The 21590-nt window shown below is 57.2% G+C and carries 24 protein-coding genes; 7 read left to right on the top strand and 17 right to left on the bottom strand.

The features are described from left to right. Positions 1-128: 128 nt before the first annotated feature. From ACR0ID_RS14665 to ACR0ID_RS14645, 5 genes are read right to left on the bottom strand one after another with little or no spacing between them, the layout of a single operon-like run. Positions 129-572, bottom strand: coding sequence for a hypothetical protein (locus ACR0ID_RS14665; protein WP_480606511.1), 444 nt, complete (start codon positions 570-572; stop codon positions 129-131). Then, a complete protein-coding gene (locus ACR0ID_RS14660) occupies positions 569-2500 on the bottom strand; it encodes an AAA family ATPase (protein WP_480606508.1) in 1932 nt (643 codons plus the stop codon). The genes ACR0ID_RS14665 and ACR0ID_RS14660 overlap by 4 nt, the downstream gene beginning before the upstream one ends. Positions 2501-2555: 55 nt before the next feature. Further along, a complete protein-coding gene (locus ACR0ID_RS14655; protein WP_480606505.1) occupies positions 2556-3674 on the bottom strand; it encodes a hypothetical protein in 1119 nt (372 codons plus the stop codon). Continuing rightward, entirely contained in the window at positions 3667-4083 is a 417-nt protein-coding gene (locus ACR0ID_RS14650; RefSeq protein WP_480606502.1) for a hypothetical protein, read from the bottom strand. Before ACR0ID_RS14650 ends, ACR0ID_RS14655 begins: the two co-directional genes overlap by 8 nt. A gap of 4 nt (positions 4084-4087) precedes the next feature. Next, positions 4088-5167, bottom strand: a complete 1080-nt coding sequence (locus ACR0ID_RS14645) for a hypothetical protein (RefSeq protein WP_480606499.1) — start codon at positions 5165-5167, stop codon at positions 4088-4090. Between the two features lie 285 nt (positions 5168-5452). Between ACR0ID_RS14645 and ACR0ID_RS14640 the strand changes: the two genes are divergently transcribed. After that, positions 5453-6928: an NAD-dependent succinate-semialdehyde dehydrogenase gene (locus ACR0ID_RS14640; protein WP_480606496.1), complete on the top strand. Its 1476-nt coding sequence runs from the start codon at positions 5453-5455 to the stop codon at positions 6926-6928. Positions 6929-7098: 170 nt separating this feature from the next. Here ACR0ID_RS14640 and ACR0ID_RS14635 read toward each other — a convergent pair whose 3' ends face one another. The 7 genes from ACR0ID_RS14635 to ACR0ID_RS14605 all read right to left on the bottom strand — a co-directional run bounded on the left by ACR0ID_RS14635 (position 7099) and on the right by ACR0ID_RS14605 (position 14418). Beyond that, complete coding sequence (locus ACR0ID_RS14635; RefSeq protein ID WP_480520062.1) at positions 7099-8025, bottom strand: DMT family transporter; 927 nt, start codon at positions 8023-8025, stop codon at positions 7099-7101. A gap of 171 nt (positions 8026-8196) precedes the next feature. Further along, complete coding sequence (locus ACR0ID_RS14630) at positions 8197-8664, bottom strand: Hsp20 family protein (RefSeq protein ID WP_480474711.1); 468 nt, start codon at positions 8662-8664, stop codon at positions 8197-8199. 122 nt (positions 8665-8786) lie between these two features. Then, the gene (locus tag ACR0ID_RS14625) at positions 8787-9602 is read right to left on the bottom strand and encodes a trypsin-like serine peptidase (RefSeq protein ID WP_480606493.1); all 816 of its coding nucleotides are present in this window, start codon (positions 9600-9602) and stop codon (positions 8787-8789) included. Then, the gene (locus ACR0ID_RS14620) at positions 9599-10390 is read right to left on the bottom strand and encodes a trypsin-like serine peptidase (protein ID WP_480606490.1); all 792 of its coding nucleotides are present in this window, start codon (positions 10388-10390) and stop codon (positions 9599-9601) included. Before ACR0ID_RS14620 ends, ACR0ID_RS14625 begins: the two co-directional genes overlap by 4 nt. Before the next feature lie 120 nt (positions 10391-10510). Next, entirely contained in the window at positions 10511-11824 is a 1314-nt protein-coding gene (gene glcF / locus ACR0ID_RS14615) for a glycolate oxidase subunit GlcF (RefSeq protein WP_480606488.1), read from the bottom strand. Positions 11825-11828: 4 nt separating this feature from the next. Next, positions 11829-12929: a glycolate oxidase subunit GlcE gene (gene glcE / locus ACR0ID_RS14610; protein ID WP_480474706.1), complete on the bottom strand. Its 1101-nt coding sequence runs from the start codon at positions 12927-12929 to the stop codon at positions 11829-11831. 49 nt (positions 12930-12978) lie between these two features. Then, positions 12979-14418 (bottom strand): FAD-linked oxidase C-terminal domain-containing protein, encoded by a 1440-nt coding sequence (locus ACR0ID_RS14605; protein WP_480606484.1) that lies wholly within the window; start codon positions 14416-14418, stop codon positions 12979-12981. Between the two features lie 80 nt (positions 14419-14498). Here ACR0ID_RS14605 and ACR0ID_RS14600 point away from each other — a divergent pair, with 80 nt between their 5' ends. Together ACR0ID_RS14600 and ACR0ID_RS14595 are read left to right on the top strand one after the other, a co-directional pair. After that, complete coding sequence (locus tag ACR0ID_RS14600; RefSeq protein ID WP_480606580.1) at positions 14499-15209, top strand: DUF599 domain-containing protein; 711 nt, start codon at positions 14499-14501, stop codon at positions 15207-15209. Between the two features lie 35 nt (positions 15210-15244). Then, on the top strand, positions 15245-15592 hold the full coding sequence (locus ACR0ID_RS14595; protein WP_480606578.1) for a hypothetical protein: 348 nt from the start codon (positions 15245-15247) through the stop codon (positions 15590-15592). Between the two features lie 3 nt (positions 15593-15595). Here ACR0ID_RS14595 and ACR0ID_RS14590 read toward each other — a convergent pair whose 3' ends face one another. The 4 genes from ACR0ID_RS14590 to ACR0ID_RS14575 form a co-directional block, all read right to left on the bottom strand. Next, positions 15596-16081, bottom strand: a complete 486-nt coding sequence (locus tag ACR0ID_RS14590) for a flavodoxin family protein (protein ID WP_480520076.1) — start codon at positions 16079-16081, stop codon at positions 15596-15598. A 1-nt stretch (position 16082) separates the two neighbouring features. Continuing rightward, positions 16083-16553: a 23S rRNA (pseudouridine(1915)-N(3))-methyltransferase RlmH gene (gene rlmH, locus ACR0ID_RS14585; RefSeq protein ID WP_480520078.1), complete on the bottom strand. Its 471-nt coding sequence runs from the start codon at positions 16551-16553 to the stop codon at positions 16083-16085. A 44-nt stretch (positions 16554-16597) separates the two neighbouring features. Continuing rightward, positions 16598-16957: a ribosome silencing factor gene (gene rsfS / locus ACR0ID_RS14580; protein ID WP_209599225.1), complete on the bottom strand. Its 360-nt coding sequence runs from the start codon at positions 16955-16957 to the stop codon at positions 16598-16600. A gap of 164 nt (positions 16958-17121) precedes the next feature. Beyond that, the gene (locus ACR0ID_RS14575) at positions 17122-18474 is read right to left on the bottom strand and encodes a mechanosensitive ion channel family protein (RefSeq protein WP_480606481.1); all 1353 of its coding nucleotides are present in this window, start codon (positions 18472-18474) and stop codon (positions 17122-17124) included. A gap of 115 nt (positions 18475-18589) precedes the next feature. Here ACR0ID_RS14575 and ACR0ID_RS14570 point away from each other — a divergent pair, with 115 nt between their 5' ends. From ACR0ID_RS14570 to leuD, 4 genes are read left to right on the top strand one after another with little or no spacing between them, the layout of a single operon-like run. Beyond that, complete coding sequence (locus tag ACR0ID_RS14570; RefSeq protein ID WP_245220657.1) at positions 18590-18685, top strand: isopropylmalate isomerase; 96 nt, start codon at positions 18590-18592, stop codon at positions 18683-18685. Positions 18686-18728: 43 nt separating this feature from the next. Beyond that, positions 18729-20132 carry a 3-isopropylmalate dehydratase large subunit gene (gene leuC / locus ACR0ID_RS14565; RefSeq protein ID WP_480494511.1) on the top strand — a complete coding sequence of 468 codons (1404 nt, stop codon included), beginning with the start codon at positions 18729-18731 and terminating at the stop codon, positions 20130-20132. A 37-nt stretch (positions 20133-20169) separates the two neighbouring features. After that, positions 20170-20712 (top strand): HdeD family acid-resistance protein, encoded by a 543-nt coding sequence (locus tag ACR0ID_RS14560; RefSeq protein ID WP_480520084.1) that lies wholly within the window; start codon positions 20170-20172, stop codon positions 20710-20712. 41 nt (positions 20713-20753) lie between these two features. Next, on the top strand, positions 20754-21359 hold the full coding sequence (leuD, locus tag ACR0ID_RS14555; RefSeq protein WP_480520086.1) for a 3-isopropylmalate dehydratase small subunit: 606 nt from the start codon (positions 20754-20756) through the stop codon (positions 21357-21359). Between the two features lie 24 nt (positions 21360-21383). Here the strand turns inward: leuD and ACR0ID_RS14550 are convergent, their stop codons facing one another. Then, a complete protein-coding gene (locus ACR0ID_RS14550; protein ID WP_480474697.1) occupies positions 21384-21587 on the bottom strand; it encodes a hypothetical protein in 204 nt (67 codons plus the stop codon). Positions 21588-21590: the final 3 nt, after the last annotated feature.

Below are 21590 nucleotides of genomic sequence, written 5' to 3'. Positions count from 1 at the left end.
TTCTTGCACCCATGGAAGCAATACTAATCCTACTTTTTGGTTTGACCGTCTTCTCAGTAGTTTTCCCGAAACGTCGGCGTAGTAATTTCCGGGTTTGGCACAGATTATCATTCTTTCACGACTTCGGTTCATATTTGAGCAAAAAAGTTGAAGTTGCTCTCGAAATAGCTCACCGAAGTTTTTTCGGATCGTTCCTGTTGCTCCTGAAGAAAGATGCTTGCTTGTTTCTCCATAGTCTCAAGTTGCTTTTCTTGAGCTTGCCGAGCTAGTTTCAACTCTTTTCGCTGCGCAGCTAGTTCTTGGCTTTGAAGCCAAACTGTGATGATGATCCACAGAAACGCCAGCACGCCGGCAACCCCCGCAAGCGTGTCTCCAATTTCGTTGGACGGGGAAAACACGAACCCGACAATTCGAAATTGCCAACCCTCCTTTTCTGTATGTTGCGGAAGGATTGCCAAAACCAGAACGACCACCAAGAATACTTTGGAAATGGTCTTTCCGACTTCCATTGGATCGTCGCTTTTGAGACCAGCCCGAACAGCGCCAAGTTTGTGTATTATCCAGCTCTTCACCCCTTCCCCTCCAGATACCGCCGCTTGGCCTCTTCCATCCGGCCCATCTCACGCACGGCACTCTCAATCGCGACCTCGTCGCTCTTGTCGGCATAGCGGAACTCGCTATCGGCGTAGCGGTTGATCTCTTGCATCACCATCTCGACCGTGATCGGCTGGCGCAGGTCCTCGATCATGGCCTTCTTGGTGTCGTAGTCCCGGAACAGGAACAGGTCGGGGTTTTCCATCCACTCGTCGGGCAGTTCGAAATCCATCGCGCGGACCTTGACCGCGTCGGTGATGTTCTTGATCGCGCGGCCTGTGAAGCGCTCATCCGCCTGCTGGATCGCCTTGAGGTAGGTGCCCAGTTTGGCGATGGTATCCATCTGGCCGATCTGGCCGGACACCCGGTCATGGACCTGTAGCAGAGCATCCTCATGCGGACGGGAATGGCTTTCGAAACTGGCGGCGACGGCCTTCTTGATCTCCTGCGCGGCATAGGCGTCGTGCTCGCCTAAAGGTATGTCGTGGTTTCGGCCCATCAGCAGGTGCAGGATGTCGATGTAATCCTCGCGCGTCTGCGGCCCGTCCACAAGGAACCGCGCGCCCGCCCGCTGGCGCAGGGCGTCGTCCACATTCTCGGGGTAGTTCGAGAACATGCCAAAGGTGCAGTTGCCGCGCACGACGGTATTGGCACCGGCAAAGCTCTCCATCAGAACGGCGGTGATTTCCAGTTGCCCGGCTGACGACTGCCGGTCACCGCGCTTACCCGCCAGCTGGTCGATATCGTCGATGGTGCCAAAGCCGATGACCGAGGGGTCGATGATCGTGTTGATAAACGCCTTGGCGTTCTGGCCGGATTTGCCCTGATAGCTGTCGATATTGTCGGTGCTCAGGTTCTGATAGCGGAACGGATAGCCCGCGTTCTGGCAATACTCGTTGATCAGCCCGGCCATCATCTGGATCAGCGTGGTCTTGCCGGTGCCCGGTTTGCCGTCACCCATGAAGGTGAAGATGAACCCGCCAAGTTCCGCAAACGGGTTCAGGCGGCGGTCGAAATCATAGGCCATCACCATCTTGGCCAGCTTCATCGCCTGATACTTGGCGATATGGTTGCCGACCACTTCGTTCGGTTTCTTGAACGTCATGGTCAAGGTGGTTGATTTTGCCTTTGAAGCGGGCTCGAACCCCCTGATCGTCAGATCGTCGGCCTCAATATGCCAGGCTGCGTTCTGGAACGGGGCCAGATAACCTGCGGACCCTGCGCGCAGGGCTGACTTCTCCATCAGTTGCTCGGCATAGGCACTGGTGGCCGCAATCAGATGGGCATCGTCCAAGGCGTATTTGGCCAGCACCTGATCCAGTTCCCACAACGCGCCGTGCAGGGCAACTTGGCCGTTGTCGGTCAGGACCTCTTCGATCTCACCAATAGCAACCGTAGTCTCACCCAGATGCGAGGACAACAGATAAGCCAGCGCATTGCCGAACGTGTGCAACGTTATCAGCGCTTCGGCTGTCAGTACCTCCAAAAACTCGGTCTTCCGTGCGGCGGGCAGATCCCCGGCCAGGTTTGCCCGTTTCAGATCGGCCAACGGGGTCTGTTCCGCATAAGTGTCCGCCACGGCCAGAGCGATTGCGACGGCGCGGCGGATCACCTGTTGTGCAGTCGCTTGCGGCGGCGAAACCAAGGCGTCACCATCGTCCGAGGCTTCGATCCTCTCAACCAGATGCACCCCGTCTGCGCGCACGGTCCGGCGTGTCACCAACCCCGGTGTCGTCGAGCGAAACCGCCGACCGGTTGACACGCCTGGCGAGCGTTCAACGGTGGTTTCCACGGCTTTGGCGATCCGCGGCGCATGTTCGAACCCATTCAGCAAAGCGGTCGCTGCCGGATAATGCTTGCGAATATCGTCTTCGCGCAATTCCATCTGATCTGACGTCAAACTCATCTAAAAAACCGCCCTTGCTTCATCTTTTCAAAAATACTCTCGCCGAAGGCGAAAATTAGTACCTCAAAACCTGCCCCGCATTGCTGACGACGAACTTGCGCACATCTGCAAATCCCGGCGGGTTGCGTTCGGCCAGCACCTGAAACGGGCGCTGTGGCAAGATGATCGACCGTTGGGTGCGGGTGGCCCCGGTCTCGGCCCCCTGCCCGCCGAAAGGATCCAGCGCAAAAACCTCACGCTCGACAGTTGAAAACCAGCCAGCGCGTTCCTCGATGACCTCTTCGCTGTGCAACTCTTCGGTGGTCCAGGCCAGCGCCCAATCCTGACCTTGCGGAGATTGCGCATCCTCCAGCACCTGCCGCAAGGGGCCGGATTGTTCGGTAAAGGCCGAAGAATACATCGGCCCCACGTGAATACGTCGCAGGTGTTTGGGGTGCAGGTCGTTGAAATCCTGATCAAAGCCCTTGGCGATGGTCACCAGTTTCAGCCCGCCTAAAGACTGCGCCATCAGGTGAGCCTGCACCTCAGGCCAGCGGCGTTGGTCCTTGGGCAGGGCGGTTTTGCCTGTGTCCTCCAGCTGCATCAGATAGATGACGGGCAGGTTGATCTGGCTGTCATAGACCGCCCAGTGGATCATGAACTTGCGCCGCTCGCCCTCATTCCCGATCCAGTGGCACTCAGGATCGTTGCGGGCCCAGAACAGCTGACCCTTCAGCAACTCTTCATAATAGAGCCTTTGTGACAGCGCAAATTGCAGTTTGGTGGGGATTTCCCGGTCGCCGATGATCGTGCGGACCATGTCGGTTTTCAAGTCATCTTCCGAGGGCATATTCGCCAGATGCACCTGCGCCTGCTGCGCGTCATTGGCCATGGTCAACAGCTCGGCCGCCACCGGAAACCCGCTGTCGCGCTTGTCCATGGCGAGGCTGCCAAAGAACCGCCCCGTGTCGCGCCCGACCAGCAGGTATTTCATCGACAGCGCGCGGAAAGTGTAGAGCAACCCCGAGAGGTAGCGCGATACGATCCGCACCTCTTGCTTGCTGATTGCGCCCTCCGCCTCCATCGTCGCGGCCACACGCAGAAGATGGACAGTGATCACCTCAAATTTGCGGAAATAGCGACGCGAGGCGAAGGAGTCAGTCAAGCCGACATGGTCTTGGCTGGGGTTAGTCATTTGCGCATACGCGAGCGAAAATTTTTGCCCTGCAGTCTTCAAGTTGAGCCACAAAAATGAAGAGGTAGAGCCCAACAACGCCGCTCACCGGCAACCCCCACCGCAAAAACAGTGGAGCTCCTAGGAACATACCTGCAAAAGGCAATGCCCACTCCTTTCTATACTTTCGCCAGAGAGCTTTTGAGAAGATTGCTTTTCCAAATGTAAACTCGCCCCCCCAACCCTCAGCAGCGTCTGATGAGGATTTCACAAAGTAAGCAATCAGAAGCTGACTGGGTAGTATGGTCCAAATCGCAACCACACTTAGAGTTGGGATATTTGCAATCAGCCCGACGCCAAACGCAATCGTTAGGGCCACCGTTATAACTGCCAATACGGCTAGAGAGATTTCTCGCGCAGAATAACGCACGCACTCATCCCCCATACAAATTCTTATCATGCTTCTCGACAATCGAGGCAAACCGGCGCGCAAACCGCTCATCCGCCTTGGCCTTTTTCTCCAGCACGTCGCGGGCAAAGACCATGTGGTCCTCGTGCGCCTCAAGCATGTCGGCCATTTTCTGGTTGGTCGCGGTACCAATAGCAGCCATTGCCGTCTGAGCCTCCTGGTCGGTTTGCACACCGATCTCGTTAATGCGATGGGCCACGTCCTGCTGCTGCGCGGTTTTCAGCGATTTGGTCAGGGCGTCATACAGCACCACGCGCTGCTGCGTGTCTGTTTGCAGCTTGTTGATCAGCACCATCTGCGTCGCCGCCTGGTTCTGGAGCGAATCGACCCAGGTCTTACCCTTTTCGATATAACGCTCCAGTGTCTGAGACTTGGCCAACTTGACCTGCTCTTCCTGAACCTTGGCGTTGTATTGCTTGTTCAGCTCGGCCAGCTGCGTTTCCAGCTGGGTCCGCGCGGCGGCGTCCTGTTCGACACTGATCTTGTTCTCCAGCGTGATAATCGCCGGGTCCATGTCCTGAATCTCGGCCCGCAGTGCTTCCAGCTCGGCCACGGTTGCCTCGCGATCGTCCAGCGTGCCTGTCAGGTTGTCCTCGACCTTTACACGTTGCTCTTCCAGCACGGTCAGCTGCCCTTGCAGCAGCTTCACGATCACATCGGATTTGGCGATCAGGTCCTGCAATTTGTCGTCGATATTGGCCGTGCGCATCCGCTCTTGCCGCAGCGACTCGGATTTTCCCTTGGAAAAGATGCCAACAAACGACTCCCACCCGGTTTTCGAGCGCATCTCGTCGAAATCCTTGGAAAACGCGTTGGTAACATCGTCCAGACCCATGATCAGCTCGGCGATGTTGGCGTTCATCACCTCAGTGTGGGCGTGAACATCCTCGAGCGTGGCATTTTCGATGTCGATATCGGCCTCGGCCGTTCCAATCTTGGCCCGCGCCGCTTCGATGCGCGAGGTCAGCCCCTCAATCTGCGACTGGCTTTCGCGCACTTTCGTTTGCGTTTCTTTGATAAGCGCTTCGAATTGCTGGTTCGACATCTCTGCTGTCCTTTTTTCTTTAATTACCCAACAAGATAGGAAATGTTACGATCATTTACATCCCCTTGAGTCCAAAAATCACGCGAACTCTGGCAAACTTAGGGTGGAAAGAAAAGCCGCGTGATCGCAACCTGACGTAGAACTCAACGCTGCGACTATGCTGCAACGATTAGGTCCGAAAATAATTTGATCAAAACTGGGCTGATCGACCTGTATCAGTGGCCATAGACAAAGCCTTCAACACCTGATTGGGTGCGCCAACTCAATTTCTGCGCGGAGAATGACATGCTGGACGCAACGACTGATCTAAAATCAATTCTGAAGAACCCAGGCCTGCTTGTAACCAAAGCCTATATCGGCGGTCAGTGGGTGGATGGTGACAACGGAACGTTCGACGTGACCAACCCGGCCCGGGGCGATGTGGTGGCCAAAGTGGCCGATGTCAGCCGCGCGCAGGTTGCCGGAGCAATCGCACAGGCCGAAGCCGCGCAAAAGGAATGGGCCAAGCTGACCGGCAAGGAACGTGCGGCGATCCTGCGGCGCTGGTTCGACCTGATGATGGAGAACGCCGAAGATCTGGGCAAGATCCTGACCGCAGAACAGGGTAAACCGCTGGCTGAGGCCATCGGCGAAATCGGCTATGGCGCGTCCTTCATCGAGTTTTTCGGTGAAGAAGCCAAGCGAGTGTATGGCGAGACCATCCCGGGACATCAGCGCGACAAGCGGATCATGGTGCTGAAACAGCCCATTGGTGTGGCGGCTTCGATCACACCCTGGAACTTTCCAAACGCCATGATCACGCGCAAGGCAGGGCCGGCGCTGGCGGCGGGGTGTGCCTTTGTTGCCCGCCCGGCGGCAGAAACACCACTGTCCGCGCTGGTTCTAGCGCTTCTGGCGGAACAAGCCGGCGTGCCAGCTGGTGTGTTCAACGTGGTGCCTTCATCCCAGGCCAGCGAGATCGGCAAGGAGTTCTGCGAAAACCCCGGTGTGCGCAAGCTGACCTTTACCGGCTCGACCGAGGTGGGGCGTATCCTGCTGCGGCAAGCTGCTGATCAGGTCATGAAATGCTCGATGGAACTGGGCGGCAATGCACCCTTTATCGTGTTTGATGACGCCGATCTGGATGCTGCGGTCGAAGGCGCGATGCTGTGCAAATTCCGCAATAACGGCCAGACCTGTGTCTGCGCCAACCGCATCTATGTACAGGCCGGTGTTTACGACGCGTTCGCTGCCAAACTGAAAGCGGCAGTTGAAGCCCTGAAAATCGGCGACGGTCTGACCGAGGGCACCACAACCGGCCCGCTGATCAATGCCGATGCGGTCGCCAAGGTGGAAGAGCATATCAAGGATGTCACGGACAAGGGCGGCGCCGTTCTGACCGGCGGATTGCCTCACGATCTGGGCGGTACGTTCTTTCAGCCGACCATTGTGACCGGCGTGACTCAGGAAATGATGGTGGCGCAGGATGAAACCTTTGGCCCGCTGGCACCGCTGTTCAAGTTCGAGAATGAAGATGACGTGATCGCCATGGCGAATGACACGATCTTTGGACTGGCCTCGTATTTCTATGCAAAGGACCTGAGCCGCGTCTACAAAGTGGCCGAGGCGCTGGAATATGGCATTGTCGGCGTGAACACCGGCATCATCTCGACTGAGCTGGGCCCGTTCGGCGGCGTCAAGCAATCCGGTCTGGGCCGAGAAGGCAGCCATCACGGCATGGAAGACTATCTTGAGATGAAATACGTCTGCATGTCGGTCTGATCTGGCGGGCCATCGCCTTGGGGCGGTGGCCATTCTGCCCGCAGGCGAGGCGTTGTTCGGGTCAAACGAACCGGTGGCGGCTGGGAAATAAGCTTATTTCACCAAGCATGAATTCCCCACGCGCAAGCATCGCAGGAACTTTTCGTATGGGGCTCGATCCGATCCCAAACTTACGTCTTTTCGTTTTTCGCTATCACGGTCGTTACGGTGCGCGTCACCCGACTTCTGGTTATTGCAATCGCCCCTAAGACCAAAGCACAGGCTATGGCTTGCGCAGTTGTGATCGCTTCTCCAAACGCAAAGAACCCGACTGCAAACATCGTGGGCAATTCAATGCTTCCGACAACCGCAGTTTGAGAAGCGCCGATCAGCGGCGAACAGATCGTGTAGACAAGCTGCGGCACAAGCGCCGTGACCAATCCAATTCCAATGATCAGAACCCAATCGGACTGACCTTCAGGAAGCAGCGTGGAAACGTCTGCATTCAGCATCAAAGGCAAAAGCCCAAGTACCGATCCCAGAGACACCGAGGCGATACGTGCAAGTGGCGCAATTCGGGACAACCTGTGGACCAGAACAGAAATCCCGAAGCCAAAACCAAATGGCGCCGCCAGCGAGATTAAAAGCGTAGGAATGTGCTCGACCGGAACGGATGCTGGCGAGCCTGCTATGATGGCAGCCAGAATTATGAGACCAGAAGCAAGAATCGCACGCCTTGTGGGAGTATCGGCGAACAAAGCCCAAGCAATGATCAACGTGAAAACCGGATATGTCATATAGAGCACGCCCACCGTCGATGCGGGCAGTGTCTTTAGGGCTGTGACATATCCGATCCAGCCAAGCCCCATCACCACTCCGACCGCAAGACCCCAACAAATCTCGCGCCAGGCTGTTCGATGTACGACGAGAACTGGCAGTAACAAAACCGCCGGAACGATGTAGCGGTAGAATGCGACCGCGAAAGGTGCGACGCCCTGCTCGGTCAGCCCCCTGCTGAAATAGGGAACAAGCCCGAAACAAATTGAAGCGAAAAGAACGCCAACAACCGCAAGCGGTTGAGGAATAGCCGGTCTAGTCTGCGTGGATGTCGTCGACATCTGCAAGTTCTAGCACAGGTTCGCGATTAGTGTAGCGGAGTTTACCGGGCCCACGCTTTGATATGCAAAGGCGTTTTCATCAAAAAAACAACGCCCCGCGTCTGGAGGAACGCGGGGCGCGGGTGTTGCGGCAGTCCGGGAGGAGGAGACTGCCGCTAGGCTTTCAAAGCCTCAGTTCACGGCCTTGGCGTCAACCACATCTTTTTCGATGGCTTTAGCCGAGGTAATTTCGATCCGGCGCGGTTTCAGTGCCTCGGGCACTTCGCGCTTCAGGTCGATGTTCAGCATTCCGTTCTCATGGCTTGCACCGGTGACACGGACGTGATCGGCCAGCGCAAAGCGACGCTCGAACGCGCGGGTTGCGATGCCGCGATGCAGATAGCTGCGGCTCTTGTCCTCGGATGCCTTCTTACCTGCAACAACCAGCGCGTTTTCTTTCACTTCAACGGACAGGTCGCTTTCTGAAAAACCGGCGACGGCCACCGAGATACGGTAAGTGTCGACATCGGTTTTTTCGATGTTATAGGGTGGATAGCTTGGCTGTGCCACATCATTGGTCAGAACACGATCCATCATGTCGGCGATCTGGTCAAAGCCAATGGTGGCGCGGTGCAGCGGTGCAAAATCAAATGTACGCATGTGTCATATCCTCATTTTTGAGCGATTCACGATCTGGCCCTCCGGCTGGACGGACCAATGTTGATGACGGACCCCGTTGTGGCGATCCGATATCAGTGACATGGGAAGCGATTTGACCGAGTTCAACCCCCGCCGGAGCTGATGAATTTCGCGCCAGACCCGGACGCGCCGGACCCAGCCTGTAACCGGCGGATCGTAGCTGTTGGTTTTGGCGCATCGCGCCGCATGATGGACTTGAGCTCGGCCACTATTCCGTCAAGCTCCATGCCGAACCCCACCTTTCTGCGACCGTTGGTGCCTACCGCTGAAACCACGGACAAAACCTGCCAGCGCGAACCGTTTTTTACCAGAATGGCGGATCCGGAAGACCCGAAGGTGACGTCGCAATCAAATGTGATCAGGCCCTGCCTGCGATCCAATACGCGGCACGACCTTTCGCGCGTGATCGCCTCGGATCGTCCGCGCCCATACGAGGCTATGCTGATCTCGTTTCCCGAAACTCGCCCGCTGTGCAACACGAAAGGATCGGCAATCGAATACGGAATGGGCTCATTCAGCCGCATCAGGGCGACATCCATCCGAACACCTTCGTGCGAAAGCGGGTTATTTGAAGCGTAGCCGGGCAGAACCGCAATCTGCGTAATCTGACGCTCGGCCAACGCGTTGCCGTTGCTCAGACCCGCACGAAACGTGATGTCTTTGGGCGCGTATGTTTCCCCGGTACGGCGGTCCACAGCACAATGGGCAGCGGTCAGCACCATGTCCTGCGCGATCAGCGTACCTGTGCAATAGGACTCTTCGCGCACATCCAGCCGCCCGATTGCTTCCCAACCATAAAGGTCATCCTGGTCTGTCAGCTTGCGTTTGTTGGCTTGCGCATGGGATGCGGTCGCCAGAACACTCAGGCCCAAAAGCAAAATTAATAAGACCTTGGTCATGGCCTGACAAACCTTGCACCGACGTTCTTGCCGGTACTTGAACCGGAGGTCGACAATCCAAATCCGTGCCCGGCAGACAGCTCGTGGCGCAGCAGTTGCAGCGAATGTTCAACCGCAGTGCCGATCGCAACGCTCTGGCCATCCATGCTGGCCTTTGCCGCCACAACCGACACGATTTGAGGGCGAGCGCCTGTAAAGGAAAAAACCGGTGCCCCTGAAGATCCGAAGTCGACGTCGCAGGACATGATCATAACGCCTGCCTGCCGGTTCATGACCGAACAAACCTGTTGCAACGAAGGCGCTTCTGACCGGTCATGTGCATAAGACACCACGCCCACTTCCGCACCCCGGCGGGGCTGATCTCCTGATTCAAACGGAATGACCGATGTGTTGCGGATCGGCTGCCAAAGCTCGATCAGGGCGACATCCGCGCCGACACGGTCCGTCGACGATTCGGCACTGAATTGATAATCCGGGTGAATTACAGCTTGTCTTGCCGTTCGATAGGCCAGAGCGCGGCCCAGCCGCCACCCAGCCAGAAATTCGATATCGGACGGGTTCACCCGCTGCCCGGACACCTTGTCGAACAGGCAGTGCGCAGCTGTCAGCACAAGGGTCGGCGACACAAGCGTTCCGGTGCAAAACCCTTTTCCGGCAATATCCAGACGCCCGACAGCCATCCATTCGCGCCCGGAATCCGAGGTCTCCAGGCTTTCCAGCCTGGTGTCCTGTGCTGTAGCCGCCATCGGCAAAGCACAAAGCACAATCGCCTTAATCCAGTTGCGCACTCGGGTCTCCGGAGACTCACTCTGAAGCTTTTGTCGTACGTGCCCCGTTGGGCGAAAATAGGGCGATCGGTGTACAGGGGAATTTCCTGAGGAAATGATGCGGGTCGGCATCAGGGCGGCTCATCGCAATATGGGAACAGCGCCCTCTGCCCGTTGCAAGGCGGGTGGCTTTGGCCCCCCTGTCGCCCAATCCAGCAGCTCGACCGTATGAACGACTGGCACTTGGGTGCCGGACCCGATCTGCATCATGCAGCCGATATTGCCTGCGGCGATGATATCGGGTTTCTTGACCTCCAGTGCCTTTATTTTACGCTGCTTCAACTGACCCGAGATTTCCGGCTGCATGAGGTTGTAAGTCCCTGCGCTGCCGCAGCACAAATGGCTGTCGGCGGGCTCGACCACTTTGAACCCGGCACGTTTCAGCAGGTCTTTGGGATAGGTCTTGATCTTCTGCCCATGTTGCAGTGAACAGGCTGCGTGATACGCAACAGTAAGGTCCTGATCACGCCCTTCGGGCAAATTCAGCTGCATAACCAGCTCACTGATATCCATCGCAATACCCGAGACCCGCGCAGCATCATCCGAGAGCGTGTCGTTTCGGAACATATGCCCGTAATCCTTGACTGTCGTCCCACAGCCCGAGGTATTGATCACGATGGCGTCCAATCCGTCGCCGTCCATCTCGCGAATCCAGGCCCTGATATTGGCGATTGCGGCTGCATGGCTGTCTTTCACCTTGCCCATGTGATGGGTCAGTGCTCCACAACATCCAGCACCCTCAGCCACCACAACCTCACATCCAAGCCGGGTCAGCAGACGGATCGTGGCGTCATTAATGTCGGTATTCAGCGCTTTCTGCGCGCATCCCGTCATCAGGGCCACCCGCTTTTTCCGCTCGCCTTCGGGCGCAAAGTTTTGTGGATCATCGTTGCGGCTGACCGGTGGAATGTTCATTGGCGCCATGTCCAGCATGGCACGCAACCGGGCATCTGGCATCAAGAACCGGAACGGGCGACCCAGTTTAGCCCCGATCAAGGCCCAGCGAAAGCGCATCGGATAGGGCAGGATCCGCGCCAGAACCCAACGCAAAATGCGATCCCTCAAAGGGCGCTTGTAATTCGCCTCGATATATTCACGCGCGTGATCGACCAGATGCATGTAGTGCACACCTGATGGGCAAGTGGTCATGCAAGCCAGGCAGGACAGGCACCGGTCGATATGTTTGACCGTCTTTTCGTCGGGCTGCCGCTCGTTTTCGAGCATATCCTTGATCAGATAGATGCGCCCGCGCGGGCTGTCCAACTCGTCGCCAAGAACCTGATAGGTCGGACATGTTGCCGTGCAGAATCCACAATGGACGCAATTTCGCAGAATTTCGTTCGCGCGTTTAGTTGCCGGGTCTTGCAACTGCCGTTCTGTGAATGATGTCTGCATAAACCTATCCCATCAGCCCCGGATTAAACAAACCACGTGGGTCAAACTTCGCGCGCAATCCCTTTGTCAGGGTCGAGACGGCCGCGTTCTCCGGTTGAAAGCGCCCCAGTCGCGCGACCGTTTTTGCATCCGCTCGCACAAGTGTCGCGTGGCCGGAAAACACTCCAAGCCGCACGCGCAGATCCGTACCTTTCGGGACGCGCAGCCAGACAAGCCCGCCGCCCCAGTCAAAAAGCAACTGATCCGCTTCAGCACGCGCTGAAACTTCGGCCGCATCTCCGGGTTTAACTGAAAGCCGCCAGACATCCCCGTCCTGCCCCTGAAACGGATGAGCATCGCGGATACCAGCCCAAAGCGTGTCTGCATCCGCTTCCTCTGAAATCTCACCAAACCGGGACAGTTCAGCCGTCAACCTGCCTGTACGATATGCGACCGCATCCGTGAAGCCTTCGACCCTAAGCAGGGCTTTCCCGGCGTCGGGATCATACGCAGCCCCGGTTATCTCGAACGGCGATCTCAGTGCAGCGGACAACACCCGAACCGCAGTTCCAGCATCCCGAACCGCAACAGATAATGTTGCTGCCCGTTCCGGTTTGGGCAGCACCTTCAGCGAGACCTCGGTCAAAACCCCTAAAGTACCCCAGGACCCGCCCATCAATTTGACCAGATCGTACCCGGTGACGTTCTTCATCACGCGGCCACCGTTCTTGATCACCTGCCCGCGCCCATCGACATAGCGCACCCCCAGCAGAAAATCCCGGCAGGCCCCGGCCTGAATCCGTCGCGGGCCCGAAATATTGGCCGCGACGACACCGCCAATGGTCGGTTCACCCTGTGTTCCCAGCAAACCGCGATGGTCCATCGGCTCAAATGCGAGGTGCTGGCCCTCTGCTTCCAGCGCCGCCGTGATCTCGGCCAAAGGCGTCCCTGCCCGTGCAACAAGGGTCAGCGCCCCGGGTTCATATAGCGTGATACCGCGCAAAGCTCCGGTTTCGATTTCTGCATGCGGACCGAAAATTCCACGCGTCCCGCCTCCGACAATGCGTACAGGGTTTTCCAACCCGGCCACCAGCTTTGCCAGATCGGCCTCAGTCTCAGGTCTCATTGGCTTCATCTTTTCCAAAATACTCCGGGGGCAAGGGGGCAGCGCCCCCTTATTCTGCAGCTATACGCCGCGGCTCCGACACGTCGAGTGGAAACACTTTGGCCGCGTTCAGCAGCCATTTAGGATCGAAAACGTCCTTAACCGCCATCTGCGCCTCAAGGTCGGCAGTTGAATATTGATGAGACATCAGATCCCGCTTTTCGATCCCCACACCATGTTCCCCAGTCAGACAGCCACCCTCGTCAACACACAGCTTCAGAATCTCTGCCCCAAAAGCTTCGCATTTTTCCAGATCGCCGGGTTTGTTGGCATCGAACAAGATCAGCGGATGCATATTTCCGTCGCCCGCGTGGAACACATTTCCGACCGGCAACCCAAACTCCTCACTCAATTCTCCGATACGACGCAGAACGGTTGGTAGGGCTGACACCGGGATCGTGCCATCCAGACACATATAATCGTTCAATTGTCCCATGGCACCGAATGCAGATTTCCGACCCAACCAGATCTTAGCGCTTTCCTCAGCCGACTGGCTTTCGCGCAATTCAACCGGGTCATGGCGTTTTGCTATCTCGATGATTTTCGAAAGCTGAAAATCTATTTCAGCGTCAGACCCCTCCACTTCGACGATCAGCAGCGCGTTGCAATCGGGATACCCGGCATGGGCAAAGTTTTCGCAGGCCCTGATGCACAATGTATCCATGAACTCGATCGCGACCGGCAATATGCCCGATTGGATGATGTCCGAGACACACTGCCCCGCAACCTCATTGTCATTAAAACCCATCAGGACCGGTCGTGCGCCCTCGGGCTTGCGAAGAATACGCAGCGTGGCCTCGGTCACCACACCCAGTTGACCTTCGGACCCACAGATGACGCCCAACAGATCCAGACCTGGTGCATCCAGATGCGCACCACCGATTTCGACAACGCTGCCGTCCATCATGACCATGGTCACGCCCAACAGGTTGTTTGTTGTTACCCCATATTTGAGGCAATGCGCTCCGCCCGAGTTCATCGCAATATTGCCAGCAATGGCACAGGCCAGCTGCGAAGACGGATCGGGGGCGTAGAAGAAATCCTCCTCCTCGACCGCGCCGGTAACGCTCAGATTGGTGCGACCCGTCTGTACTCTGATGAAGCGGTTGTCGTAGTCGATTTCCAACACCTCATTCATCCGTGCGACGCCCAGAATGACGCAATCCGCCGTGGGCAAGGCTCCACCGGCCAGTGAAGTGCCCGCGCCGCGCGGCACCACAGGCACGTTTTCGTCATGACAAATGCGCAGAACGTCCGAAACCTGCTGTGTGCTTGACGGCAGCACGGCCAGCATCGGCGGGCATTTATAGGCTGTCAAAGCGTCACACTCGTAAGCGCGGGTTTCGGCGGGGTCATGGATGATCGCATCTTCGGGCAGAACCCGCGACAGCCGCGCAACAAGCGCAGATTTCCGGCTCAGAACATCCGGGCTTGGCTTTGGCATCTCCATGGCATCACTCCTTTTGGTAAAATAATATTACCAATTTCTTACTCTGGCAAGTTCCCATGCCCGGCCTTACTGTCGCGGCCATGACCTGGATCGAACGCGCCGCTCTTTTTGCCCCTTTGGACTATGCATCACTGCTTCTGCTGCTGGGTGCGTGGCTGTGGATCGGGTGGAAAATCGAACATCCGTCGCCGCAGAGACAATCCGTAGCCCTCATGATGGACGATTACCGGCGCGACTGGATGCGCGAGATGGTGACCCGCCAACCGCGCATGTTCGACGCGCAAGTCGTGGCGGCCATGCGGCAGGGCAGTACATTTTTCGCGTCGACCACGATGATTGCCATCGGGGGCGGGCTGGCCCTGCTGGGCAACACTGAAAGACTGGCAGGCGTCGCAATCGACCTTGCCATCGGCAGTGTTCCGGCAATGGTCTGGGAGATCAAGATCCTTTTCGTCGTATTGCTGCTGGCCAACGCATTTCTGAAATATGTGTGGGCGCACCGCCTTTTCGGGTATTGCGCCGTGTTGATGGCTGCAGTTCCCAATGACCCCGAAGACCCGCAAACCTATCCCCGCGCCGGTCAGGCGGCCGAGATCTGTGTCACCGCAGCGCGCAGCTTCAACCGTGGCCTGCGCGCCACCTATTTTGCATTGGCATCGCTGGCGTGGTTTTTTGGACCTGTCGCGCTATTTTTGGGCACAGCGGTCACGTTTGGCGTCTTGTATCGGCGCGAGTTCGCCTCACATTCCCGGGAAATACTGATGGCTCGAGCCGCCAGCACGGATACGTGATACCGATGCGCTACCTCACTGGCTACACTGGTGCGATGCGATACTTTATTCTCTGTGCCTTAATGGCCAGCCCTGCCCTTGCCGACCCGCCAACTATCGAACAGGTCCGCACTAGTGCGAACGGCGAAACATGGCGGTTCGATGCGACGATCCGGCATCCCGACACGGGTTGGGACCATTACGCCGACGGCTGGCGTGTTCTGGATATGGATGGAAACGAGTTGGGAATGCGCGTCCTGCTCCATCCACACGAAACCGAACAACCCTTTACCCGCTCTCTGGGCGGGGTGGTCATTCCCGAAGGCATGACACAGGTGCAAATTCAGGCACGGTGCATCGTCGATGGATGGAATGAAGGCACCACAGTGGTCAAACTGGATTGATCCTCAGAAAATACCCATGGCCAGACCCGCACCCAAAGCGGCTCCTGTCTCGCGGCATTGATCCAGCTGGTCTTGCGGGATTGTCTTTTCGGCCAAAATGGCCTCGGGCGTTTGCGCATGGGTGCAGATGATCAGCGGAGGCTGAACAGCTTTCAATCGCCAACCGGTGGCTATCCGTGCGATCTGACGGGCGGCGTTTTCGCCATCTGATCCTGCGCAAATCATCTGCGCATAGGGTCGGCCTTCTAGTTTTCCCAGCACCGGGTAGTAGCAGCGGTCGAAGAATTCCTTCATCAGACCCGAAATTGCCGCCAGGTTTTCTGGCGCGCAAAAGATGTAGCCATCGGCAGCCAGCAGATCTTCCGGCCCGGCTTGATCGGCAGGCATAAGCTTTGTGTCAGCCTCACCTCGCGCTGCTTCGGCCGCTGCTTCGGCCATCTGCCGGGCACCGCCTGTGCGGGAGTGATAAACGATCAGAAGCTGCGCCATGTCAGACCCGGTGGTAGGGGCCACCTGACAGAATGGTCGCGGCCCGGTAAAGTTGCTCGGCCAGCATCACACGGACCAGCATATGGGGCCAGACCATCGACCCGAATGAAATGGAAAAATCCGCCTCGGCCCGCAGAACTGGGTCGATTCCATCCGCGCCACCGATAACAAATGCCAGGTCCTGCCGACCCGCGTCGCGCCAATCACCCAGCTTCTTCGCGAAATCGGGCGAGGACATGACCCGCCCCCGTTCATCCAGCGTGCACAACACTGCCCCTTTGGGTAGGGCCTTGCGTAGCAGCGCGGCCTCGGCTGCCATGCCTGCGTTTTTCTTGTCTTCAACCTCGATCACCTGCGCAGGCCCAAGGCCCAGCGCACGGCCGGTCCGGTCAAAACGGGTCAGGTAATCGTCAAGCAGTGTCTTCTCGGGTCCGGCGCGCAATCGCCCGACCGCAACTATGCTGATACGCATATCTCTCTCGCCTCCGGCCTGTTAATGCAGGCCGGGATGGCGCCTCAGTTCGCCGAGGCGCTGCCGCCCTGAGGCAGCCACATCTTTTCCAGCTGATAGAATTCACGCACTTCGGGGCGGAAGATATGGACGATGACGTCGCCCGTATCGATCAGCACCCAGTCGCCGGTGTCCTTGCCTTCGACCTTCGAGGTGAAACCGAATTCCTGCTTGATGCGATCCGTCAGCTTTTCCGCCATGGCCGAAACCTGACGGGTCGACCGACCCGAGGCAATCACCATGTGATCCGCAACCGATGATTTGCCCTGCAGGTTGATCTGCACGACGTCTTCGGCCTTGTCATCGGAAAGTGAGGAAAGGATTCGTTCAAGCAGCTTGTCGCTGATTGACTGAGAGTGGGCCATTATGTTGACCCCATCATCGGCGGGCAAACCCGCCTGTGTATGTAGAGACAGGACATAGTCCTCCTTTGCTGCGCGCCGCGAAACCCCGGCGCCGGGGTACTAATTAGGTAGCAAGGGGAATGCAACATTTCAATGAATGCACGCTGCAGGGCGTCCACAGACGCTTACTCTGTGATGATCTGTTGCGCAGTTGCGCCGTCCGACAACAGCCGGACTTCGCGCTGCGGGAAGGGGATCGAGATGCCTTCTTCCTTGAATGCGTCCCAAAGCGCCAGATAGACGTTGCCCCGGATATTGGTCAGCCCCTTTGTCGGGTCGCTGATCCAGAACCTCAGCACATAGTCCACGCTGCTGTCACCAAATCCGGTGATGTGGCAAACCGGTTCATGTTTGCCGCCGCTCAGGACCCGGGCAACCGCCTTTACCGCCATGATTGCGGTTGCGCGCACTTTATGCGGATCGTCGTCATAGCTGGTACCAAAATCCAGATCCAATCTCACGAACCGGTCGGAATGCGACCAGTTCACCACCTGGTTGGTAATCAGATCTTCGTTTGGGATCAGGTACTCGCGCCCGTCCCGTGTTACGACCGACACATATCGCGCGCCAAGCGAGTTGATCCAACCGAACGTATCCCCCAACGAGATCACATCGCCCGGCTTGATCGAGCGGTCCATCAGGATGATGATCCCCGATATCAGGTTCGACACCACTTTTTGCAAACCGAACCCGATACCCACGCCGATGGCGCCGGACAAAAGCGCGATGCCGGTCAGATCGAACCCTAACGTTCGGATCGCAGCCATAAAGACTGCCCCGTAAAGCAGAACCTGTATGCCTTTTGACAATAGCACCTGCATGGACGGGGTTATGTCGTCATTGCTTTGCAATGCGCGTTCGGCTGCGCGCGTGCCGATACGGGCCAGTGTCAGCAGGATGCCAATCAGCAATGTGGCTTTGAGAATACCAAGGGCCGAAATATGCAGGTCCCCGATGGAAATCGCCACTCCGTCAAGAAAACCCGCGACATCATCTGTCAGATTCAGCGCGACTAGCGTTGCGTAGATCCACATTGCCCACTTGAAAATCCGGCGAAGCGTGCGGTTTTGGACCAGTCTCGCGACCAGTGCTATTGCCAGCCATGCCGCCGCCAGCGTAGCTATCACCCCGATGATATAGCTGCGCGACGGCCAGGTGAGCTGCTGCATGATCAGATACAATGCCCACGAAAGCAGGATGAAGTAGACCAGCGCCAACCGCCGCATCAACTGTACCAAAACCCGGAGCCGCCATTTCGGCCATCCCGTGCGTGAACGGGCCCAGGCATCCCATCTAGACTGGGTCAGGAATTTCAGCAGCAAAGCCAGCGCCCACAGCAACAGGATGATGAGCAGTTGATATTGTCGCCAGCCCGGCGTGACGATCAGATCAAACAGCTTTGCAAATTGCGCGGAAAAAGCCGCAACCATGTTGTTATAGAGGTCAGTCAGCGTACTTGGGATCAGGTCTTGGTTCATGCACGTCTCCTGCGGGCCAGCTTGAACAGCAATGCGGAGTGATGCAAGCCTGACACCGGTTTTGAACCTTGATTGCCGGAAGGGCGCGGTATATCTGAACCGCATGAGACTCAATGTGGCCCAACTTCAGAATCTGGAAGATCGCGCGCGCTTGCGTGAACGGTTCTTTGGCGCTGCCCGCACGGTTCTGGCGCGCCTATCCGTCGCCTGAGCCAACTCGCCAGCTATTTCTCATTACATACGGGAGAGGACCGATGTCCCCCAAGACACTCTATGACAAGATCTGGGATGCCCATGTCGCGCACGAAGCCGATGATGGAACCTGCCTGCTTTATATCGACCGCCATCTGGTGCACGAAGTCACCAGCCCGCAGGCTTTTGAAGGGCTGCGCATGGCAGGCCGCAAGGTGCGCGCGCCGGAAAAGACCATCGCCGTACCGGACCACAACGTGCCGACCACGCCGGACCGCGTGAACGGGATCGAAAACCCGGAATCGCGCATTCAGGTCGAAGCGCTGGACAAGAACGCCAAGGATTTCGGCATTCACTACTACCCGGTGAATGACGTGCGCCAGGGCATTGTCCACATCGTTGGCCCGGAACAGGGCTGGACCCTGCCGGGTATGACCGTTGTCTGCGGCGACAGCCACACAGCGACCCATGGTGCATTCGGCGCGCTGGCTCACGGTATTGGTACGTCTGAGGTTGAGCATGTTCTGGCAACGCAAACGCTGATCCAGAAGAAGTCCAAGAACATGAAGGTGGAAATCACCGGTAAGTTGCAACCGGGCGTGACCGCTAAGGACATCACTCTGGCCGTAATCGGTGAGACCGGCACCGCTGGCGGTACCGGCTATGTCATCGAGTATTGCGGTGAAGCAATCCGTGATCTGTCGATGGAAGGTCGCATGACCGTCTGCAACATGGCAATCGAAGGCGGTGCTCGTGCCGGTCTGATCGCGCCGGATGAAACAACGTTCGACTACGTTAAAGGCCGCCCGCACGCGCCGAAGGGCGCGCAATGGGAAGCGGCTCTGACTTGGTGGAAAACGCTCTTTACTGATGAAGGCGCGCATTTCGACAAGGTCATCACCTTGCGCGGCGAGGACATCGCGCCGGTCGTGACTTGGGGCACTAGCCCCGAGGACGTTCTGCCGATCACCGCAACCGTACCGAACCCCGAAGATTTCGAAGGCGGCAAAGTCGACGCGGCCCGCCGCTCCATTGAATACATGGGGCTGAAGGTCGGTCAGAAGCTGAGCGAAGTTGAGATCGACACTGTCTTTATCGGCTCGTGCACCAACGGCCGGATCGAGGACCTGCGTGCTGCCGCCGAGATTCTGAAGGGCAAAAAGATCAAGGACGGCATACGCGCCATGGTCGTTCCGGGCTCGGGTCTGGTCCGCGCGCAGGCCGAAGAAGAAGGTCTGGCGGATATCTTCAAAGAAGCCGGTTTCGAATGGCGTCTGGCAGGATGTTCGATGTGTCTGGCGATGAATCCCGACCAGTTGCAACCGGGTGAACGCTGCGCCGCGACTTCGAACCGCAACTTCGAAGGCCGTCAAGGCCGGGGCGGGCGTACCCACCTGCTGAGCCCGGCAATGGCCGCCGCAGCGGCAATCACAGGACGGCTGACAGACGTCCGTGAAATGATGTAAGCTGCCCTCATAACTGGATATTTGAGGGATTGAAGACATGAGTGACTGGACAAAATGGCTATTGCTTGGACTTCTGTCCATCATGTTCGGCATCTTTGTGCTGGGCGCACCGGTCGTGGCATCAATTACCGTGACGGTGGTCACAGGTGTATTGCTGCTGATTTCTGGCGCATTGCAGGTTGTTGGCGGCTTCACAGTCGAAGGGACCGGCAACAAGATACTGTCATTTATCATGGGTGTCGTGATGCTGTTTCTGGGCTGGTCCTTTCTGGATCACCCACTGCAAGGAACGCTGACGCTGGCAACCGTCTGCCTGATCCTGTTCATGGCTGGCGGCATTGCCCGAGTGATCCTATCGTTCCAGATGCGCGGAACACAGTATTTCTGGGCGACGCTGGTCTCGGGCATCATGTCAATTGTTCTGGCGATCCTGATCTGGCGCTTTGCCGCGATGGATCCTTCGGTGCTGCTGCAATTGCTGGGCATCCTGCTGGGGATCGAAATGATCTTTAACGGGCTCGGCCTTGTCTTCATGGCGTTCTTCGTCAAGGACGCTCCAAAAGAAACGAAACAAGCTTAACGCGGGGCCTGGGCGCGGCCCTCTCCCCCAGGAGTGTGAACATGGATAAGTTTGAAAAAGTCCACGGGGTGGCCGCCCCAATGCCGCTGATCAATATCGACACCGATATGATCATCCCGAAAGTGCACCTGAAAACCATCAAACGGTCCGGCCTGGGCATCGTTCTGTTCGACGAGATGCGCTATCACGATGACGGTCAGGAGAATGAAGAATTCGTCCTGAACAAGCCCGCCTATCGCGAGGCCGAGATTCTGGTTGCAGGCGACAACTTCGGCTGTGGGTCCTCGCGCGAACACGCGCCCTGGGCGATCAAGGATTTCGGCATCAAGGTCGTGATCTCGACCAGTTTTGCCGACATCTTCTTCAACAACTGTTTCAAGAACGGCATTCTGCCGATCGTTGTCGGGGCAGAACACCACGCGATCCTGATGGATGATGCGCATAAAGGCGAAAACGCCCGCATGACCGTACATCTGGAAGATCAGCAGATCACCACATCGGACGGCATCGTGATCGATTTCGAAATCGATCCTCACCGCAAGCACTGCCTGCTGAATGGTCTAGACGATATCGGGCTGACGATGGAAAAAGATCATCACATCGACAAGTTCGAGGATCACGCCAGTCAGGCCCGTCCCTGGGTGTGATTCTGGGGGCGAATCTGTGGATACTCAACCTGACGGGGTCGCCAAGGCGGCCCCGCTCGCATTCTTGGGGTTGATTTTTTGAAAACCACAACATGTGGGTATCAATTTGAGATACACGTCGGATTTGCGTCGAAAATGATGCAATACCGCACCAGTTGCGCCATCTTTTTGCCCGAAATCACGTGTTTTCTGCACCTCGGCTTGAGCAAAATGCCGCTTATCGTTCATGTT

The organism is Ruegeria sp. AL2 (genome assembly GCF_056540845.1).
Note: the sequence above shows the minus strand (reverse complement) of the source record. Positions and strands in the feature narration are given on the sequence as shown.

What these genes read in the sequence shown, in the direction of transcription:
- ACR0ID_RS14660 (WP_480606508.1), bottom strand. Translation starts at nt 2,500, where the DNA reads ATGAGTTTGACGTCAGATCAGATGGAATTGCGCGAAGACGATATTCGC.
- ACR0ID_RS14655 (WP_480606505.1), bottom strand. Translation starts at nt 3,674, where the DNA reads ATGACTAACCCCAGCCAAGACCATGTCGGCTTGACTGACTCCTTCGCC.
- ACR0ID_RS14645 (WP_480606499.1), bottom strand. Translation starts at nt 5,167, where the DNA reads ATGTCGAACCAGCAATTCGAAGCGCTTATCAAAGAAACGCAAACGAAA.
- ACR0ID_RS14640 (WP_480606496.1), top strand. Translation starts at nt 5,453, where the DNA reads ATGCTGGACGCAACGACTGATCTAAAATCAATTCTGAAGAACCCAGGC.
- ACR0ID_RS14635 (WP_480520062.1), bottom strand. Translation starts at nt 8,025, where the DNA reads ATGTCGACGACATCCACGCAGACTAGACCGGCTATTCCTCAACCGCTT.
- ACR0ID_RS14630 (WP_480474711.1), bottom strand. Translation starts at nt 8,664, where the DNA reads ATGCGTACATTTGATTTTGCACCGCTGCACCGCGCCACCATTGGCTTT.
- ACR0ID_RS14625 (WP_480606493.1), bottom strand. Translation starts at nt 9,602, where the DNA reads ATGACCAAGGTCTTATTAATTTTGCTTTTGGGCCTGAGTGTTCTGGCG.
- glcF (WP_480606488.1), bottom strand. Translation starts at nt 11,824, where the DNA reads ATGCAGACATCATTCACAGAACGGCAGTTGCAAGACCCGGCAACTAAA.
- glcE (WP_480474706.1), bottom strand. Translation starts at nt 12,929, where the DNA reads ATGAGACCTGAGACTGAGGCCGATCTGGCAAAGCTGGTGGCCGGGTTG.
- ACR0ID_RS14605 (WP_480606484.1), bottom strand. Translation starts at nt 14,418, where the DNA reads ATGGAGATGCCAAAGCCAAGCCCGGATGTTCTGAGCCGGAAATCTGCG.
- ACR0ID_RS14600 (WP_480606580.1), top strand. Translation starts at nt 14,499, where the DNA reads ATGACCTGGATCGAACGCGCCGCTCTTTTTGCCCCTTTGGACTATGCA.
- ACR0ID_RS14595 (WP_480606578.1), top strand. Translation starts at nt 15,245, where the DNA reads ATGCGATACTTTATTCTCTGTGCCTTAATGGCCAGCCCTGCCCTTGCC.
- ACR0ID_RS14590 (WP_480520076.1), bottom strand. Translation starts at nt 16,081, where the DNA reads ATGGCGCAGCTTCTGATCGTTTATCACTCCCGCACAGGCGGTGCCCGG.
- rlmH (WP_480520078.1), bottom strand. Translation starts at nt 16,553, where the DNA reads ATGCGTATCAGCATAGTTGCGGTCGGGCGATTGCGCGCCGGACCCGAG.
- rsfS (WP_209599225.1), bottom strand. Translation starts at nt 16,957, where the DNA reads ATGGCCCACTCTCAGTCAATCAGCGACAAGCTGCTTGAACGAATCCTT.
- ACR0ID_RS14575 (WP_480606481.1), bottom strand. Translation starts at nt 18,474, where the DNA reads ATGAACCAAGACCTGATCCCAAGTACGCTGACTGACCTCTATAACAAC.
- leuC (WP_480494511.1), top strand. Translation starts at nt 18,729, where the DNA reads ATGTCCCCCAAGACACTCTATGACAAGATCTGGGATGCCCATGTCGCG.
- ACR0ID_RS14560 (WP_480520084.1), top strand. Translation starts at nt 20,170, where the DNA reads ATGAGTGACTGGACAAAATGGCTATTGCTTGGACTTCTGTCCATCATG.
- leuD (WP_480520086.1), top strand. Translation starts at nt 20,754, where the DNA reads ATGGATAAGTTTGAAAAAGTCCACGGGGTGGCCGCCCCAATGCCGCTG.
- ACR0ID_RS14550 (WP_480474697.1), bottom strand. Translation starts at nt 21,587, where the DNA reads ATGAACGATAAGCGGCATTTTGCTCAAGCCGAGGTGCAGAAAACACGT.